This window comes from Amycolatopsis decaplanina DSM 44594 (genome assembly GCF_000342005.1).
In the GTDB taxonomy this organism is placed as follows: domain Bacteria; phylum Actinomycetota; class Actinomycetes; order Mycobacteriales; family Pseudonocardiaceae; genus Amycolatopsis; species Amycolatopsis decaplanina.
Genome location: NZ_AOHO01000068.1, coordinates 298,588 through 314,071 on the forward strand (window position 1 = coordinate 298,588; position 15,484 = coordinate 314,071).

The window sequence follows — 15,484 nt, forward strand, 5'->3', positions numbered from 1 at the left end:
GAAGCTCAGGGTTTCGGCAGCCGCGAAGCGACCGAGACCGCGATCTCCTTCGCCCGCTCACACGGGCTTCCACTCCCCTCGCGCGCCAGCAGCCGGACGGCGACGTGTTCGGCCTCGCGGTCCGGCAGCGGACGGTGCCGCCAGGTGACGGCGCAATTCGAGCCGCCGAACTCCCGCATGTCACCGGTGACGCCGCCGAGGTCGACCGGCGAACCCTCCGGCGCATAGGCGCCTCGCTGCAGTTCGACGGTCAGCGTGTCCCCGCCGCCCACCCACTCGCAGATCCGCAATGTCCGCGGAGCCGGCTGCGCGTTGGGCATGGTCCTGCCGAGCACCGCCGGATCGGCGATCGCGCACGGGTCGAGCGGCAGGATGCTCGCCGGATCGCCGTCACGGTCGACGTCGTGCGTGCGCAGCCGGGTGAGCGCGGCGGTCAGCATGTCGTCGGCGGCCTTGCAGGGATCGCCGTCCCGGCCCGGATGGGAGACGACGATGCCGAGCCGCCGGTCCGCCGGCAGCTGGGCGACCGAATCGCAGCCGCCGCTGATCGTGCTGCGCAGCAACGGAAGTCCTTCGGCGGTGCGCTCGGTCCGCTCGAGACTGCTCGCGGTCACGCCTTCCCCGAGCCGGAGGTCGAAGGTGACGCCCTTGAGACCGGTGTAGTTGCAGCGGGCCGGGTAGATCGGACCGGTTTCCGGCTTCAGGGTGCCGAACTCCGGCACGAACCGGCCGGCGAGCACCTTGCACGGATCCACCAGGCGCAGGCGTTCCAGGCCGAGCGCCTCGGTCGCCGACAGCGACGTCGTCCCGGGGGCCTCGGGCTTGGCGTGCTCGGCGATGGCGAGACCGAGCGCGACCATCCCGGCGACGACGAGCAGGACGACCGCCGCGAGCGAGCCGAACAGGATCTTCTTCGTCCGTGGCGCCATCTTCTTGGGCGGCGGGCGCCAGATCGGCAGCGGCAGGGCCAGCACCGAGCGCACTTCGGCGTCCTGCCGCTGGATCCGGGCATGCACGGCGGGCGGCCAGGGCGCCGCACCCGGCGGCACGGGGCCGAGGAAATCCAGGATCTGTTCCGGCGTGGGCCGTCGCACGGGGTCCTTGGCCAGGCAGGGCTCGGCGAGCCGCCGGATCTCGTCCGGGACGTCACCGAAATCCGCTGCGGCGTGCACGACGTTATACAGTGTCTGCGGCGCGGTCGGGCCGGTGAACGGGCCGCGTCCGGTCGCGGCCATGACGAGGATCGCGCCGAGGGAGAACACGTCGCTCGCGCCGGTGATCCGCCCGCTGCCCGCCTGTTCCGGAGACATGAACGCGGGCGATCCGATGATCGCGCCCGTCCCGGTGAGGTCCTGCGCGTCCTCCGCCACCCGTGCGATACCGAAGTCGATCACCCTGGGGCCATCACTCGTCAGAATGATGTTGCTGGGTTTGAGATCCCGGTGGATCAATCCGGCGCGGTGGATCTCGGTCAGCGCCGCGGCGAGCCCGGACGCCAGCAGCCGCACCGACTCGGCGGGCAGCGGCCCGGCGGCGTCCACGGCCTCCTTCAAGGAGGGCCCGGTGACGAAGACCGAGGCGAGCCACGGGGTTTCCGCTTCCGCGTCGGCGTCCATGACCGCGGCCGTGTAGGCGCCGGAGACCAGCCGCGACGTGGCGACCTCACGGCGGAACCGTTCCCGGAAGCGTGGATCGTGCGCGAACTGGGCGTGCAGTTGCTTCACCGCGACGAGCCTGCCGTCCGGGGCGAGGCCGAGCACGACGCGGCCCATCCCGCCTTCACCGAGTTCGGCGATGATCCGGTACGGGCCGATCTGCCGGGGTTCGCCGGGGTTCAAGGGTTTCACTGATCAGCCCTAGGGTTTCGGAAGTTCGAGCAGCAGCGCCCCGGCGAAGCCCTTCGCCTTCTCGCAGGCTTCGTCGGCGGTCATCTTCGTACCACTGGTCCCCACGGTCAGCTCGACGTTCTCCCCGTCGCGGTCGCTGACGGACCGGTGCTGCCAGGTCAGCGAACAGCTGGAGCGGGCGACGCCGTCGTCCTTCTTCGCCAGGTACACCTTGGCGCCGCCGAGCTCCAGGGTGGCGGTCCCCGTGTAGTACGAATCCTTCGACTGGGACGGTGGGTATGCCCGGACGAGGCTCAGCCGGACACTGCCCGCCGCGTCGTACCGGCACTGGTGCAGATGTTCGCGGATCGTTTCGACGACCGGGCCGATCAGCCGATCCGTGGTCGCGGGGCCCACCAGCGCGCACGGGTCCAGCGGCGCCAAGGTCCCGGCCGGGAGGTCGCGTTCGTGGCCTCCGGCGCGGATCCGTTCAACCGCGTCGGCGAGCGCGGCCTTCACCACCGAACACGCCTCGTCCTTTGTGGACATCGAGTTCACGTCGGCGCTGAGTTCGGTGTTCGGCAGACCGGAGACCGGGACGGCGACCGCGCACGAATCGTCGGAGCCCTTGATGCGCGACGGAAGCCCTTCCAGCTCACCGCCCGCTTCACCGTCGATCAGGCCGCCACCGACCGCCAGCTCCAGCCACTTGCCGGCGGGCGAAGAGTACGTGCACGAATCGAACTGGAGGTCGATCTTCGTGCTCAGCTTTCCGAACCCGGGAACGTCGCGTCCTGCCAGGACCTTGCACAGGTCGACCCGGCGAAGGTTGTCCGGGCCGAGCGGATCCTGGTTGACCGGAGTTGCGACCGGTTTGTCCGGTTGCGGCGGCGAACTCGGTGCGACGGCGGCCGGAGGCGGATCGTCCCCGGACAGGGAGACCGCCGCGACGACGCCACCGACGAGCAGCACGACGGCGGCCGCGGCGAGTCCCGCGTACAGGCCACGCCGGGATCGCTTCGGGGGCAGCGGGTTCAGCAGCCGCCGGACCTCGGCCTGTTGCGTCTCGATGAGGTGCGCCACCACCGGCGGCCACGGGCCGGTCGTCGGCGGGATCGGGCCCAGCCGCTCCAGCACCCAGGCCGGGGACGGCCGGTCCGCCGGATTCTTCGCCAGGCACGGTTCGACGATCTGACGGAGTTCCGGCGCCAGCTGCCGCAGGTCGGGCCGGCCGTGCACGACGTTGTACAGGGTGTGCGGAGTGGACGTCCCGGTGAAGGGACTCGACCCGGTCGCGGCCATCACCAGCAGCACGCCGAACGAGAACATGTCGCTCGCCGGGGTCAGCGGCTTGCCCTCGGCTTGTTCCGGGGACATGAACCCGGGCGAACCGATGACGGCGCCGGTGTGCGTGAGTTCGGAGTCGCCTTCGACGGCGCGCGCGATACCGAAGTCGATCACCCGGGGACCGTCACCGGTGAGAATGACGTTGCCGGGTTTCAGGTCGCGGTGGATCAGCCCGGCACGGTGGATGTCCCCCAGCGCCAGCGCGAGCCCCGCGGCGAGATGACGGACCGCCGTCGGAGGCAGCGGCCCACCGGCGGAGACCGCCTCGGACAGCGCCGGTCCCGGCACGAACACCGAGGCCAGCCACGGTGTCGGCGCGTTCGGATCGGCGTCCATGACCGGTGCGGTGTACGCGCCGGACACCAGGCGGGAGGTTTCGACCTCCCGTCGGAACCGCTCGCGGAAGCCGGGGTCGTGCGCGAAGCCCGGATGGACCTGCTTGATCGCGACCAGGCGCCCGTCGGAGGAGATCCCGAGCAGCACCCGGCCCATCCCGCCCTCGCCGAGCGCGGCGAACACCCGGTAACGCCCCACGCCGGTGGGTTCGCCGGTGTTCAACGGCTTCACGAAGGCCCCCTTGTCCGGGGCGATGGTACAAAACCACCCGGAAGTGTCACGCAGCGCGTCGGTCCGCCCGCCCGAAGTCCTTGAGCCGCAGGCTGTTGGACACGACGAGCACGGAGGACAGCGACATCGCCGCCCCGGCGATCAACGGGTTCAGCAGTCCCAGCGCGGCCAGCGGGATCGCGGCGACGTTGTATCCGAACGCCCAGACCAGGTTCCCCCGGATGATCCGCAGGGTGCGGTCGGCGAGCCGGATGGCGTCGGGGACCACGCGCAGGTCTTCGCGGACCAGCACCATGTCGGCCGAGCGCACCGCGATGTCGCTGCCTTGGGCCATCGCCATGCCGAGATCCGCGGTGGCCAGCGCCGGACCGTCGTTGATCCCGTCGCCGACCATCGCGACCCGCGCTCCGCCGGCCCGCAGTTCCTCGATGACCGCGGCCTTCTCCGCGGGCAGCACTCCGGCTCGCACGTCGGAGACGCCGATCTCGTCCGCGACCACCCGGGCGGCGGCTTCGTTGTCGCCGGTCAGCAGCACGGTCCGGAGACCGAGCGCGTGCAGGGCGTCGACCGCGGCCCGTGCCGACGGTTTCACGACGTCCCGGATCACCAAGTGCCCGGCGACGCGGCCGTCCACCGCGACCAGGATCGCCGTCGCGCCGTCACGTTCGGCGGCCGTGAAATCATCGGGGACAGCGATCTCGTGATCGGCGGACAGGCGCGCGTTGCCGACGAGGACTTCGTGCCCCTCGACCTCGCCCTTCGCGCCGAGCCCTGGCAGTGCGCCGAATCGTTCGACCGGGGGCAGGGCCGGCAGTTCGGCCCGGGCCGCGGTCACGACGGCCGCCGCGATGGCGTGCTCCGAACCGGCCTCCACGGCCCCGGCGAACCGCAGCAGTTCCGGGGTGGTGAACCCGTCGGCGGGACGGCACGCGGTGACGGTCATCTTCCCGGTGGTGACGGTGCCGGTCTTGTCCAGCACGACGGTGTCGACCGTGCGACTCGCCTCGAGCGCGTCGGGCCCCTTGATGAGGATGCCGAGCTGAGCGCCGCGGCCGACCCCGGCCATCAGCGCGGTCGGCGTCGCCAGCCCGAGCGCGCACGGGCAGGCGATGATGAGGACGGCGACGGCCGCCGCGAAACCCTCACGGGCGGGTGCACCGCCGAGCAGCCAGACCGCGAGTGTCAGCACGGCGACGCCGAGCACGGCGGGGACGAACACCGCGCAGATCCGGTCGACCAGACGTTGCACCGCGGCCTTGCGGGCCTGCGCGCGTTCGGCCAGCGCGGTCATCTGCGCCAGCTGGGTGTGCGCACCGACCGCGGTCGCGCGGACGACGAGCCTGCCGTCCCGGTTCACCGAAGCGCCGATGACCCGGTCTCCCGTGGCGACTTCCGCGGGCACCGGCTCGCCGGTCACCGCACTGACATCCACAGTAGACAGTCCGTTGTGGACGGCACCGTCAGCGGCGATCGACTCCCCCGGCTTGACCACGAACAGATCACCGACGGCCAGTTCGCCGATCGGGACCATGCGCTCGGCCCCGTCCCGCAGCACCCGGACGTCCTTGGCGGCCAAGGCGTCCAGCGCGGCCAGGAGTCCGGCGGCACTGCGTCGGGACCGGCTCTCGAAGTACCGGCCCGCCAGCAGGAAGGTGGTCACCCCGGCGGCGACGTCGAGGTAGATCGCGTCGGCGCCGGCCGCCGTCGGGCCGAAGCCGATCCAGTACCCGGGCTCGGTGCCGCCCGCGAAGGCGGACCACGCCGACCACGCGAACGACGAGAGCACCCCCAGCGACACCAAAGTGTCCATACTGGACGACCGATGACGGAGGTTCCGCAGCGTGGCGCGATGGAACGGCAGCGCGGACCAGAACACCACGGGAACGGCCAGTGCGAGGCACAGCGGTTCCCAGCCCGGGAACCGCAGCCGCGGCACCAAGGCGAGCGTGATCGACAGGTTCCCCAGCGGGATCGCCAGCAGAGCGGCGACGACCAGCCGACGCCGGAGATCCCGGACCCGGGCGAAGCCGATGTCCGGATCCTCTTCCCCGCGGATCGCCGCCGTGTAGCCGGATTTGCGGACCCGCTCGATGAGCACGTCGGCGGCCAGCGCTTCGGGCACCTGCACGGTGGCGCGCTCGGTCGCGTAGTTCACCGACGCGCGCACACCGTCCAGCTTGTTCAGCGTGCGTTCCACCCGTGCCGAACAGGCGGCGCAGGTCATCCCCGACACGGTCAGTTCCACCGTGCGGACGGCGGTCTCCGGCGCGGAAACAGTCATTTCGTGGCACTCCCGGGATTCACCAGTGGTTCCTCGGTGGTGGAACAGGTGTCCCGGGTGGTGTCGCAAGGCAGATTACCGCCGCCGGGAACCGGACCCGCCGTCGGCCCGACTACTGCGGTGGTGGTGGAAACAGGTGTCCCGAGTCAGGCTTCGGTCCAACGCCGCACTCGCGTGATCAGAGACGGATCTCGCGTGATCAGAGTCGTACATCCAAGTACGGCGTCCAGTCACGCGAGTTCGCCGTCTGATCACGCGAGTCACGTGTCTGATCACGGGAGTCGCGCTTTCGCCCCGCAGTACTAGGCCTGGCGTGGGGTCAGTGCGAGTTCGAAGGTGTTGCCGTCTCCCTGGACGAGCGTGCTCACGTACGAGGTGAACGCGCCGCAGCCGGTCAGCGGCGCCAGCGAGTAGGTGCCGGTGAGCGTGCCGCCCTGCGCCATGGTGAAGCCGTCGCCGGTGCGCAGTTCCGCCGTCGACGGGGCCGACGTCCGGCAGCCCGGCCCTGTGCTGACCGGCATCCCGACAAGCGTCACGAGCGGGAGGACGGTGGTGAACCGGGGTCGCGCGACGAAACCGGCGCCGTCGAGGTCGCCGCCCTGCGGTCCCTCGGCGACGAACTCCAGATCGGCCGCGCCCGGCAGGAAGCCGAACAGCCGGAAGTCGACGTGCGCCTTGTCGAACACCGGCCCGCCGCTGAACACCGTCGCCGAGGTGGGGCTCAGATCGAAGGTGCCGGTCAGCGGCGCCGCGGCACCGAGTGCTTTGACGGCCGTCTTCCCGGCGATCGCATACCGGTGCCCCGCGGGCTTTTCGCCGAGTTCGAAGGAGAGCAGGACCGGGTCCTGGCCGGGGTCGAGCGTGCAGTCCGAGGTGAACGAGCCGAGCCCGGTGAAGGAGCCGTCGGCCTTCTTCGGGGTGAGGCGGGTGGTGAAGTCACCGACGGTCAGCGTCGTCTTGCCCGGTTTCGCCAGCGTCACCGTGGGCACGGAGCCGGTCGCCACCGGGCTGAACGTGCCGGACGGCGGGATGTCGGTCTTGGCGACGTTCAGCGGGATGCGCACCGGAAGCGGGTTCGCGTCGCCGTTGACCAGCGTCACGCCCGCCGCCGCGGTGCCTTCGATGGTGGTGGCGCCGACGAGGTCGAGTCCGCGCGCCGCCTTGTCCGGCACGGTCACGGTGATGGTGAGCCCGGAGGTGGTGAGGGTGCCGCCGGGCGCGGTCGGCACCTCGAAGTCGGCCTTGATGTTCACGTCGAGCTTCTGCAGCCCGATCAGCGGGAACGGGCAGGTGAACGACAGTTTCTTGTCGACGGGCGTACCCGCCGCCGCGCCGCGGACGGCGACGAACAGCAGGCAGCCTGCCGTGAGCAGGACGGTGAGGCCCGCCGCGAGCAGCATCCGGACGTTGATGCGAAGGGGCATGGTCGCCTTCCCGGAAACGGCACCGGTCCCCGTCACGGAACGCGACGGGGACCGGCTGCCTGACTTACTTCTTGGTGAGGTTCAGATCGAGCGTGTTGCCGTCGCTCTTGGCGAACGCGCTGATCCAGTCGTTCAGCTGACCGCAGTTCTGCAGGGCCGACAGCGAGTAGGTGCCCGACAGCTTCCCGCCCTTGAGCAGGTCGAAGTCCGGACCGGTGGTCATCTCGCTGGTGGACGGGCTGACCGTGCCGCACTTCGGGTCGTTGCTGATGGGGATCCCGAAGATCTGCACGCTCGGCAGGAACACGTTGAACTTGATGTGCGCCTTGAACCCGGTGCCGACGAGCTCACCGGACTGCTTGCCGACCTGCTCGACCTTGATGTCCGAACGACCGTCGATGAACCCGAACAGCTTGAACTGGGTGGACGACGGGTCGAGCTTGAGGTCACCGGTGAAGGTCTTCGAAGCCAGGTCGACGTCCGCGTCGAAGCCGCCGTTGATCGGCGCGGTGCTGCCGAGCGTCTTCAGCGCGGTCTGTCCCTTGATGCCGAACGCGTACTTGATCCCGCCGCCACCTGGCGTGGTGGTGGTAGTGGGCGGGGTCGTCGGCGTGGTCGGCGTCGTGGGTGTGGTGGGCGTGGTCGGGGTGGTGGGCGTCGTCGGCGTGGTCGTGCCGCCGCCACCGTCACCGATCTTGATCGTGGCCAGGGTGTTGTTCTGGCCGGGATCCTGCGTGCACGGCGCGTCGATCGTGCCGTCCGGCGTGATGCCGGTGACCGAACCGTCGGCCTTGCGCGGGGTGACCTTCAGCTGCAGGTCACCCACGGTGATCTTCGCCTCGCCGGGCTGGTTGAAGGTCAGCGAAGGCGTCTTGCCCGCCGCGTTGACCGTCATCTCGCCCGAGGTGGGGATGTTCTGCTTGGCGATGTCGTTCGGGACCTTGACCGGGAGGTTGAGCCCCGGTGCCGCCACGGTCGCCGCCGCGATGGCCTGGCCTTCCAGCGTGGTCGCACCGATCAGGTTGAGCCCGCTGACCGTGTCCGCGTTGATCGTGGAGACGGCCTTGATGTCGAACGTGCCGGTCGGCTGACCGGTCTTGACCGACAGCGGAAGATCGGTGTTGATCACCACCTTCAGCGACTGCGACCCCACGAGCGGCAGGTCGCAGTGGTAGTTGAGCGGGAGCGAGATCGGATCGGCGACACTGGACTGTGCCCCGACCACGAGTACCGCGGTGGCAAGCCCCACGGCACCGGCAGCGGCGGCGGCGACCGCCTTCTTGGTTCCTCTTCGGTGACTCACGATCGTCCTTCCGTGGTATCAACGATGATACGAAACGGCGTACAATTCCCCAGAGCAATGAATATCGGCCCGGGAGAATTCTCCGGGTAGCGACGATGTCTGACGGATCGCAACCGAACAGTAAACTAACGACGCGTCCGCATCGCTATCAAGTGCTTCCCCGGAAAAGTTGACGCGGCACCGGTAAATTGTCACGCTGACACGGTGCGACCGGACGGTTCCTAGTAACAGCACATGGGTTTCCCCAGTTCAGAGCCAAGTAAAGCCACTCGCGGAACCGCTGACGAGGGTGACAATCGCACCGCGGGAAACTATCTCGCGCGTGCCAATCACCCTTTTCCGGGCCGCCCCCGCCTTGCCTGCCGGATTCTTTCGTGAGTAACCTCGCGGTTCAGCAAGCCGGTCACCGCCGACCACCGCGGAATCCCGCTCGTCGTGCCGGGACAGGCCCTCTTTCGCCGAATTCGACGGGGAAACCATGAAAAGAATGCGCCGCACGGCAGCGCGAATCGCGTTCGCCACCGTCTCCGTGACCGCCGTGGCGGTCCTGTCGAGCGCCTGCGGGTCCGACGAACCAGCCGACGCCGGCAGGCATGCCGACCCGGCCGCGCTCGCCTGGGTGGACAAGGTGTGCTCGGGCGTCGCGACGGGCTCGGCGAAGCTGTCCCAGCCGCCCGCGTTCGACCCTGCCGACCCGCAGGGGACGAAGACAGCCATGGTGGGTTTCCTGAACTCGCTCTCCGCCGCGCTCGACGACATGGCAGGCGGGATCCGGAACGCCGGGGTCCCACCGGTCCCGGATGGACAGTCCGCTGTGGACAAGGCCACCACCACGCTCGGCGAGACCAAGTCGAAGATCTCCACCACCCTTACGCAGATGCAGGACGCGAAGGTCACCGACCAGGCGAGCCTTCAGAAGGTGGTCGCCGACGCCGACAGCACGATGAGCGGGTTGAGCGAGCCGGAAGGCCCGATCAAGCATCTGCGCGCCAACCCGGAACTCGATCTCGCGTTCGCCGAGTCCACGACCTGCCGCCAGGTCTACGGCGGCAACGCCTGACCCCTGCGCGCGCGAAGTCCGAGCGGTGTCGCGAAAGCCACTTTCGGGACACCTGACGTCTCGAAAGTGGCTTTCGCGACGCTCCCCGCATCCGCAACCAGCCCACCCGCCCTGGAGGCCCGGCCGTGCCGACCCCGTTCCCCCGCCCGTCCCGCCGGACACTCGCCGTCGCGCTGGCGATCGTCCTGTCCGCCGGTCTCCTGACCGCGCTGAGCGGCAGCCCGGCGAGCTCCGCCACCCCGGCGGCGCCCGACGACTCGTTCTACACCCCGCCGTCCCCGCTCCCGGCGGGCAAGCCGGGGGACATCATCCGCTCGCGTGTCTCGAAAGCCGGTCCGCGTAAGGATTCTGTCAACGCGTGGCAGGTGATGTACCTGTCGACGGACGCCCTCGGGCGACCGGACGCGGTGACCGGGACCGTGCTGGTGCCGAAGAACGTGGACCCGGCGAAGGCGCCGATCGTCTCGTTCGCCGCCGGTACGCACGGTCCGGCCTTCGACTGCACTCCGTCGAAGATGATCGACATCGGCGCGTTCTACGAGCAGTCGGGTCTCGACGACGCGCTCGACGCCGGATACGCCGTCGCGCTCACCGACTACGAGGGCTATCGCCAGGATCCGAAGACGACGTACGTGGTCGGGCGTTCGGAAGGCCCGGCGGTGATCGACGCGGTCCGCGCCGCGCAGCGCCTGCCGGAGGCGAAACTGTCCACCGACGCCAAGGTGCTCTTCCGCGGGTACTCGCAAGGCGGCGGGGCGGCCGCCTGGGCCGGTGAACTGCAACCGGCCTACGCACCGGAACTGAACCTCGTCGGCGTCGCCGCCGGCGGTGTGCCCGCCGACCTCGTCCAGGTCACGCTGCAGCTCGACGGGAAGTTCGGTTTCGGCGTCTTCGCCTACGCCCTGATCGGCCTGGACAACGCCTATCCCGAACTGAAACTGGACTCGTTCCTCAGCGACAACGGCCGTGCGAAACTGGCGGAGATGCAGAAGAGCGCGTGCACGTTCGAGCTGCTCACCACCTACGCGAACCAGAAGATCGCCGACTACACGACCAGCGCCGGCTACGTGCGGCCGGAGTGGGTGAAGCGGCTCAACGAGAACAAGCTCGGCGGCACACCTCCCAAGGTCCCGGTGTTCCTTTACCACGCCACCCAGGACCAGCTCGTGCAGTTCGCCCAGGCCGACGCGCTGCACAAGGCCTATTGCGCCGCAGGGGTCAAGGCGATCTGGAAGACCTTCGACACCGACCACATCACGGCGGTCTACACCGGTAACGCCGACGTGCTCGCCTTCCTCAAGGACCGGGTCGCGGGCGCCCCGGTGACGTCGAACTGCTGAGCCGTCGGTGCTCAGAACCGTCCCCACGTCCTTTGTGGACGACGGTGCGCGGACCGGGAAGCGGCGTGAGCCGCTCCGGTTCGCCACCGTCGTGGCGACCGTCCTCGCGTACCGGCTGTCCCGACGCTGGGTGCCCCCGGTGGCGGGAGCACGTCAGGCGTCGGCGAGCCGCAGCCGTTCCGCGCGCAGCGCCAGTTCGATCCGCAGCCGCTGATCCGGATCGTCGAGCCGCTCACCGAACAGCTCCGTGAGCCGCCGCAGCCGCGCGCGCACCGTCTGCGGGTGCACGGCGAGCCGCCGGGCGATCTCGGGCGCGCTCCCCCGCGTCTGCACCTGCGTGAGCAGGGTCGCCGCCAGCTCGTCGTGCTGGCGCGGCGCCAGCCCCGACAACGGTTCCAGCGCCTCTCCGGCCAGCCGGTCGAGCAGGAACTCGTCGGCGAGCAACAGGAGCGTGGTGATGTGCTCCTCGCACCACAGCACCGGGCCGACCGCGGTGATCATCCCCCGCTGGGCGAGTTCGGACGCGCGGCGCGCGATCCGGAACGACTCGGCGGCCTGCGCCGTCGGGACGGACACCCCGACCGTCGCCGACCAGCCGGACGGCAGTTCCCGCAGGCCGCTCAGGTCGGCTTCCGGACAGGCCACCAGCGCGCCGGGCGTGCCGGAGACGAGGTCCACGGGAACCGCCGAGGGCAACAGGCCCGGCGGGAACGAGGGCGCATCGGGCGCCGCGGTGAAGACGACCGCGGTGATCCGGTCCGGGATCCGCCAGCCGATGGCGACGGCGAGCGCCCCGGCGTCGGCCTGGCTGTACCCGGCGCCACCGGTCAGCAGCCGGAACAACCTGGCCCGCTGCTCCGCGGGACCGGTCGCCTCCGCCTGCGCGGCGTTGTACCCGTCGGTCAGCGCCATCGTCACTTCGACGACGTCGCCGAACAGGCACTCCGCCGCGCCATAGAGGACGTCACCCGGGAGCTGGAGCCGGCGGCCGATCGCGGCGATCGAACGCCACAACACCCGGCTCGAGACCCTGAACGCCGCCTGCGCGGCCTCCCGGCTGAGTCCTTGCTGGAACGCGAGCCGGCCCTGCGCGCGGAAATCCACCAGCAGGTCGTTCTGCAGGAGTTCGGGAACGCCGACCCTGTCGATGGCGCGTTCGATACTGCGCCTGGTCAGCTCGACGGCCGCGGCACGGGCCTCGTCGTCACTGAACACTTCGGCGCATTCAGCGATCTCGGACACCACGCCTTCGACGCAGTGCCGGGCGATCGCCGGGATCCGCGGGCGGACGGCGTCGCCGAGTTCCCTCGGCAGGCGTGCCCACAACGCGCCAACGGGCTGCCAGCTCACGTGTGCGATCCCCCGCTGTGAAGTAGGCCGACGATTACGGGCACCAATTCCCTTTCGTCCGCGCGCCACCGGCGCACTCGAATGCACGGAGCGTAGAACCGTCGCCACATCCGTGTCAAAAGACGTCACACCGAAACACCCGCTCGTTGTCACCTCGCTGAGCGTCGCGACTTTCCGTTGCAAATTCAACGTCACATTCGGGGTACAGGCCGTCCGCCGATCCAGTACAAACGGCCCGCACCGTTCCCGTCGATCCGACGTGGTTATGCAAACGGATTCATGTTTTTCTCCCAGGTTCGAAGAAAATCAAAGGGTGGTCTTGGTGGTCGAGTACCGCGGTTTCGGCATGCTGGCGGCGTTGCCGCGTTCGCTCGGCGAAGAACTGCGTCCGTATACCGGGCACGCCGCGGCCGCCATGGTGAAACAGGTGCAACGATCGGTCACCGCGTATTCGCAGCCGTTGCGCGGCGTCTTCGGCCGTGTCCTGGTCGTTTCCTGCGAGCGGGCGGTGCGGCATTACGTCGACTGCATCGGCGATCCACACGTGCCCCACGACCGCTGGATCGACTTCTACCGCATGCGCGGGCGGATCGAGTTCACCGAGGGCCGGAGCCTGGAACCGTTGCACGACAGCGTGACCATCGGCGCACGGGCGGCATGGCGGGCGATGCGGCCCATCGTGCGCGGGCTCGGTGTCGGCCTCGACGTCATCGCGCTCGCGGCCGAATCAGTCTTCGTCTACGTCGACGAACTGTGCGCCACGACGATCGAGGGGTATCAGGAAGCCGAGGCCAGGGCGGCGGGCGCGATCCCGCTCAGGCGCCGCCGTCTACTGGAACTGATCGCCCAAGCGCCGGAAGGGTCCGCGTGCAGCATCGCCAGCCTGGCCGACGGCGCCGGCTGGCGGGTGCCAGGGGCCGCGGCGATGGTCGCGCTTCAGCGTGCTCCCGGCGCGGCCGCCTTCCCCACCCACCTCCTGGACGACACCGTGCTGGCCGACCTCGACACCGCCGAGCCGTACCTGCTCACCGCGGATCCCGACACCGATCTCGCCCCGCTGAAGGACTCGCTTGACGGCTGGCGCGTGGCGGTCTCCCCCGTCGTACCGCTCGCCGACGCCCCGGCCGCCCTCCGCACCGCCCGCCGCGCGCTACTGCTGACCAGACAGGACGCGCCCGGTCCGGTCATCTGGTGCCGGGATCACCTCGCCACGCTGTGGCTGCTCGCCGAGGACTTCCTCGGCGCCGAACTCGCCAAGCAGAGCCTCGACCCGTTCACCTCGCTGAGCGGGAAGCAGCAGGAGCGGCTCAGCGAAACCCTGCTGGCGTGGCTGGAAACCCGCGGTGGGGCACCGGAGATCGCGCAACGGCTCGGCGTGCACCCGCAGACCGTGCGGAACCGCCTCCGTCAACTGGAGGAACTGTTCGGCGACCGCCTCAGGGACGCCGACGACCGGCTGAACATGCAACTCGCACTGCGCGCGCGGCGGCTCATGCGCGCCCACCGCCGCGGCGAAGGGACACCAGGGAACTGACGCGCCGGACCCGCCGTTCCGATGGCCGCACGGCGGGCAGGACCCAGCGGAGACCTCGGCGGGCGCGCTTCGCCCTCGGCTGATCGACGTGGAAGTCCGCCCGGCAGGCCATCGCTTTTCTCCGTGGTGACGGGTGTTTACCGACGCTTTCCTGAATACCGGGACGGCGGGAAAATGTCGATGCGCAATTGCCCGGACGTCCCGGTTTTGGCATCCGGCTCGGGGTCGGTCCCGGAATTCTTGTCACCCGGGTCGCAATTGCCGGACGTGTCCCGCGACACGCTGACGAACCCGGCGTTCCACACGTTATTTTGACGCCTGACAACGGAAAGGCGGGACATGGCCCTCGAAGCGCGCACACTGACCCTGCACGGACGGGAAATCCGGCTGCGGGAATACGTTCCGTCCACAAAGGACGTCGCGGGCGAGGCACTCGTGCTGCTGCACGGGATCTCGGGCAGCGGCGAGACCTGGGCCCCGTTGCTCGACCACTTCGAGCGGACCGGGTTCGGGCGCCGCGTCCTCGTCCCCGACCTTCCCGGCCACGGCGATTCGGCCTCCCCGCGGGCCGACTACGGCCTCGGCGCGATGGCCAGCGTGGTCCGCGACATCCTCGCGCTCACCGGGAACCGGCACGCGACCATCGTCGGGCACTCCCTCGGCGGCGGGATCGCGATGCAGTTCGCCTACCAGTTCCCCGAGATGTGCGCCCGGCTGGTGCTCGTGGGCAGCGCCGGGCTCGGCCCGCAGGTGACCTCGGTACTACGCGCTACGGCGCTGCCGGGGGCCAAGGTGACGTTGTCCCTCGCGGTCAACCCGGTCACCGTCGCGATCGCCCGCGGGCTGGCCGCGGCCGGCCGCTCTCTCGGCGGGAAGCTCTCCCCCGAGACCCGGGAGCTGACCCGTCACCTCGCGTCACTGGCCGATCCGGGCAGGCGGCGGGCGTTCCTGTTCATCGCGCGCAGCCTGATCGACCTCCGGGGTCAGCGCGCGAGCGCGATCGACAAGCTCTACCTCGCCCGGCAGGTGCCCACGCTCGTCATCTGGGGCGCGCACGACCCGCTCATCCCGGTCGCCCACGGCCGCAAGACCGCCGAAGTGCTGCCGGACAGCCGATTGACGGTGTTCAAAAATGCGAAACACTTTCCACATGTGGCCGACCCGGTCCGGTTCGCCGACGAGCTCGAACGCTTCCTCGCCGGGACCGCACCCGCCCGGTTGACCCTGGACGAGGTCGTCGAGGTGCTCATCCGCGCCAGCGAGGCGGCGGAGACGCAGGAAAACGTCCCGGAAAAATTGTCATCCGGACGCCATCTCCGGCCTGCCTAAATGTCACTCACCGCCGGATCGGACCACCCGTTCGGGTGTAGTCCATCCAGGTGGCCGATCAAGCCCCCGCCAGCCGTTGACAGTCCTCTCGGCCGGATTTTATGTTGCGTGAGCCACAAAATC

Annotated in this window: 10 protein-coding genes; 4 read left to right on the forward strand and 6 right to left on the reverse strand. The window is 69.8% G+C overall.

Going from position 1 to position 15,484, the window contains the following annotated elements; translation table 11 throughout:
- Nucleotides 1–5: 5 nt before the first annotated feature.
- The 5 genes from H074_RS26695 to H074_RS26715 form a co-directional block, all read right to left on the reverse strand.
- The gene (locus tag H074_RS26695; RefSeq protein ID WP_007033188.1) at nt 6–1,847 is read right to left on the reverse strand and encodes a serine/threonine-protein kinase; all 1,842 of its coding nucleotides are present in this window, start codon (nt 1,845–1,847) and stop codon (nt 6–8) included.
- A gap of 9 nt (nt 1,848–1,856) precedes the next feature.
- Nucleotides 1,857–3,740: a serine/threonine-protein kinase gene (locus H074_RS26700; protein ID WP_007033189.1), complete on the reverse strand. Its 1,884-nt coding sequence runs from the start codon at nt 3,738–3,740 to the stop codon at nt 1,857–1,859.
- A 46-nt stretch (nt 3,741–3,786) separates the two neighbouring features.
- Nucleotides 3,787–6,021, reverse strand: a complete 2,235-nt coding sequence (locus H074_RS26705; RefSeq protein ID WP_007033190.1) for a heavy metal translocating P-type ATPase — start codon at nt 6,019–6,021, stop codon at nt 3,787–3,789.
- Between the two features lie 302 nt (nt 6,022–6,323).
- On the reverse strand, nt 6,324–7,445 hold the full coding sequence (locus H074_RS26710) for a DUF6801 domain-containing protein (protein ID WP_039923447.1): 1,122 nt from the start codon (nt 7,443–7,445) through the stop codon (nt 6,324–6,326).
- A gap of 64 nt (nt 7,446–7,509) precedes the next feature.
- Complete coding sequence (locus tag H074_RS26715) at nt 7,510–8,748, reverse strand: DUF6801 domain-containing protein (RefSeq protein WP_007033192.1); 1,239 nt, start codon at nt 8,746–8,748, stop codon at nt 7,510–7,512.
- Between the two features lie 487 nt (nt 8,749–9,235).
- Here H074_RS26715 and H074_RS26720 point away from each other — a divergent pair, with 487 nt between their 5' ends.
- Nucleotides 9,236–9,808 carry a hypothetical protein gene (locus H074_RS26720; RefSeq protein WP_007033193.1) on the forward strand — a complete coding sequence of 191 codons (573 nt, stop codon included), beginning with the start codon at nt 9,236–9,238 and terminating at the stop codon, nt 9,806–9,808.
- Nucleotides 9,809–9,933: 125 nt separating this feature from the next.
- Entirely contained in the window at nt 9,934–11,148 is a 1,215-nt protein-coding gene (locus H074_RS26725; protein ID WP_007033194.1) for a lipase family protein, read from the forward strand.
- A gap of 153 nt (nt 11,149–11,301) precedes the next feature.
- Here the strand turns inward: H074_RS26725 and H074_RS26730 are convergent, their stop codons facing one another.
- Nucleotides 11,302–12,498, reverse strand: coding sequence for a PucR-like N-terminal domain-containing protein (locus H074_RS26730; protein WP_039923449.1), 1,197 nt, complete (start codon nt 12,496–12,498; stop codon nt 11,302–11,304).
- Nucleotides 12,499–12,811: 313 nt separating this feature from the next.
- Here H074_RS26730 and H074_RS26735 point away from each other — a divergent pair, with 313 nt between their 5' ends.
- Complete coding sequence (locus H074_RS26735) at nt 12,812–14,032, forward strand: PucR family transcriptional regulator (RefSeq protein WP_007033196.1); 1,221 nt, start codon at nt 12,812–12,814, stop codon at nt 14,030–14,032.
- Nucleotides 14,033–14,371: 339 nt separating this feature from the next.
- Complete coding sequence (locus H074_RS26740) at nt 14,372–15,361, forward strand: alpha/beta fold hydrolase (protein ID WP_007033197.1); 990 nt, start codon at nt 14,372–14,374, stop codon at nt 15,359–15,361.
- Nucleotides 15,362–15,484: the final 123 nt, after the last annotated feature.

What these genes read in the sequence shown, in the direction of transcription:
- H074_RS26705 (WP_007033190.1), bottom strand. Translation starts at nt 6,021, where the DNA reads ATGACTGTTTCCGCGCCGGAGACCGCCGTCCGCACGGTGGAACTGACC.
- H074_RS26710 (WP_039923447.1), bottom strand. Translation starts at nt 7,445, where the DNA reads ATGCCCCTTCGCATCAACGTCCGGATGCTGCTCGCGGCGGGCCTCACC.
- H074_RS26720 (WP_007033193.1), top strand. Translation starts at nt 9,236, where the DNA reads ATGCGCCGCACGGCAGCGCGAATCGCGTTCGCCACCGTCTCCGTGACC.
- H074_RS26740 (WP_007033197.1), top strand. Translation starts at nt 14,372, where the DNA reads ATGGCCCTCGAAGCGCGCACACTGACCCTGCACGGACGGGAAATCCGG.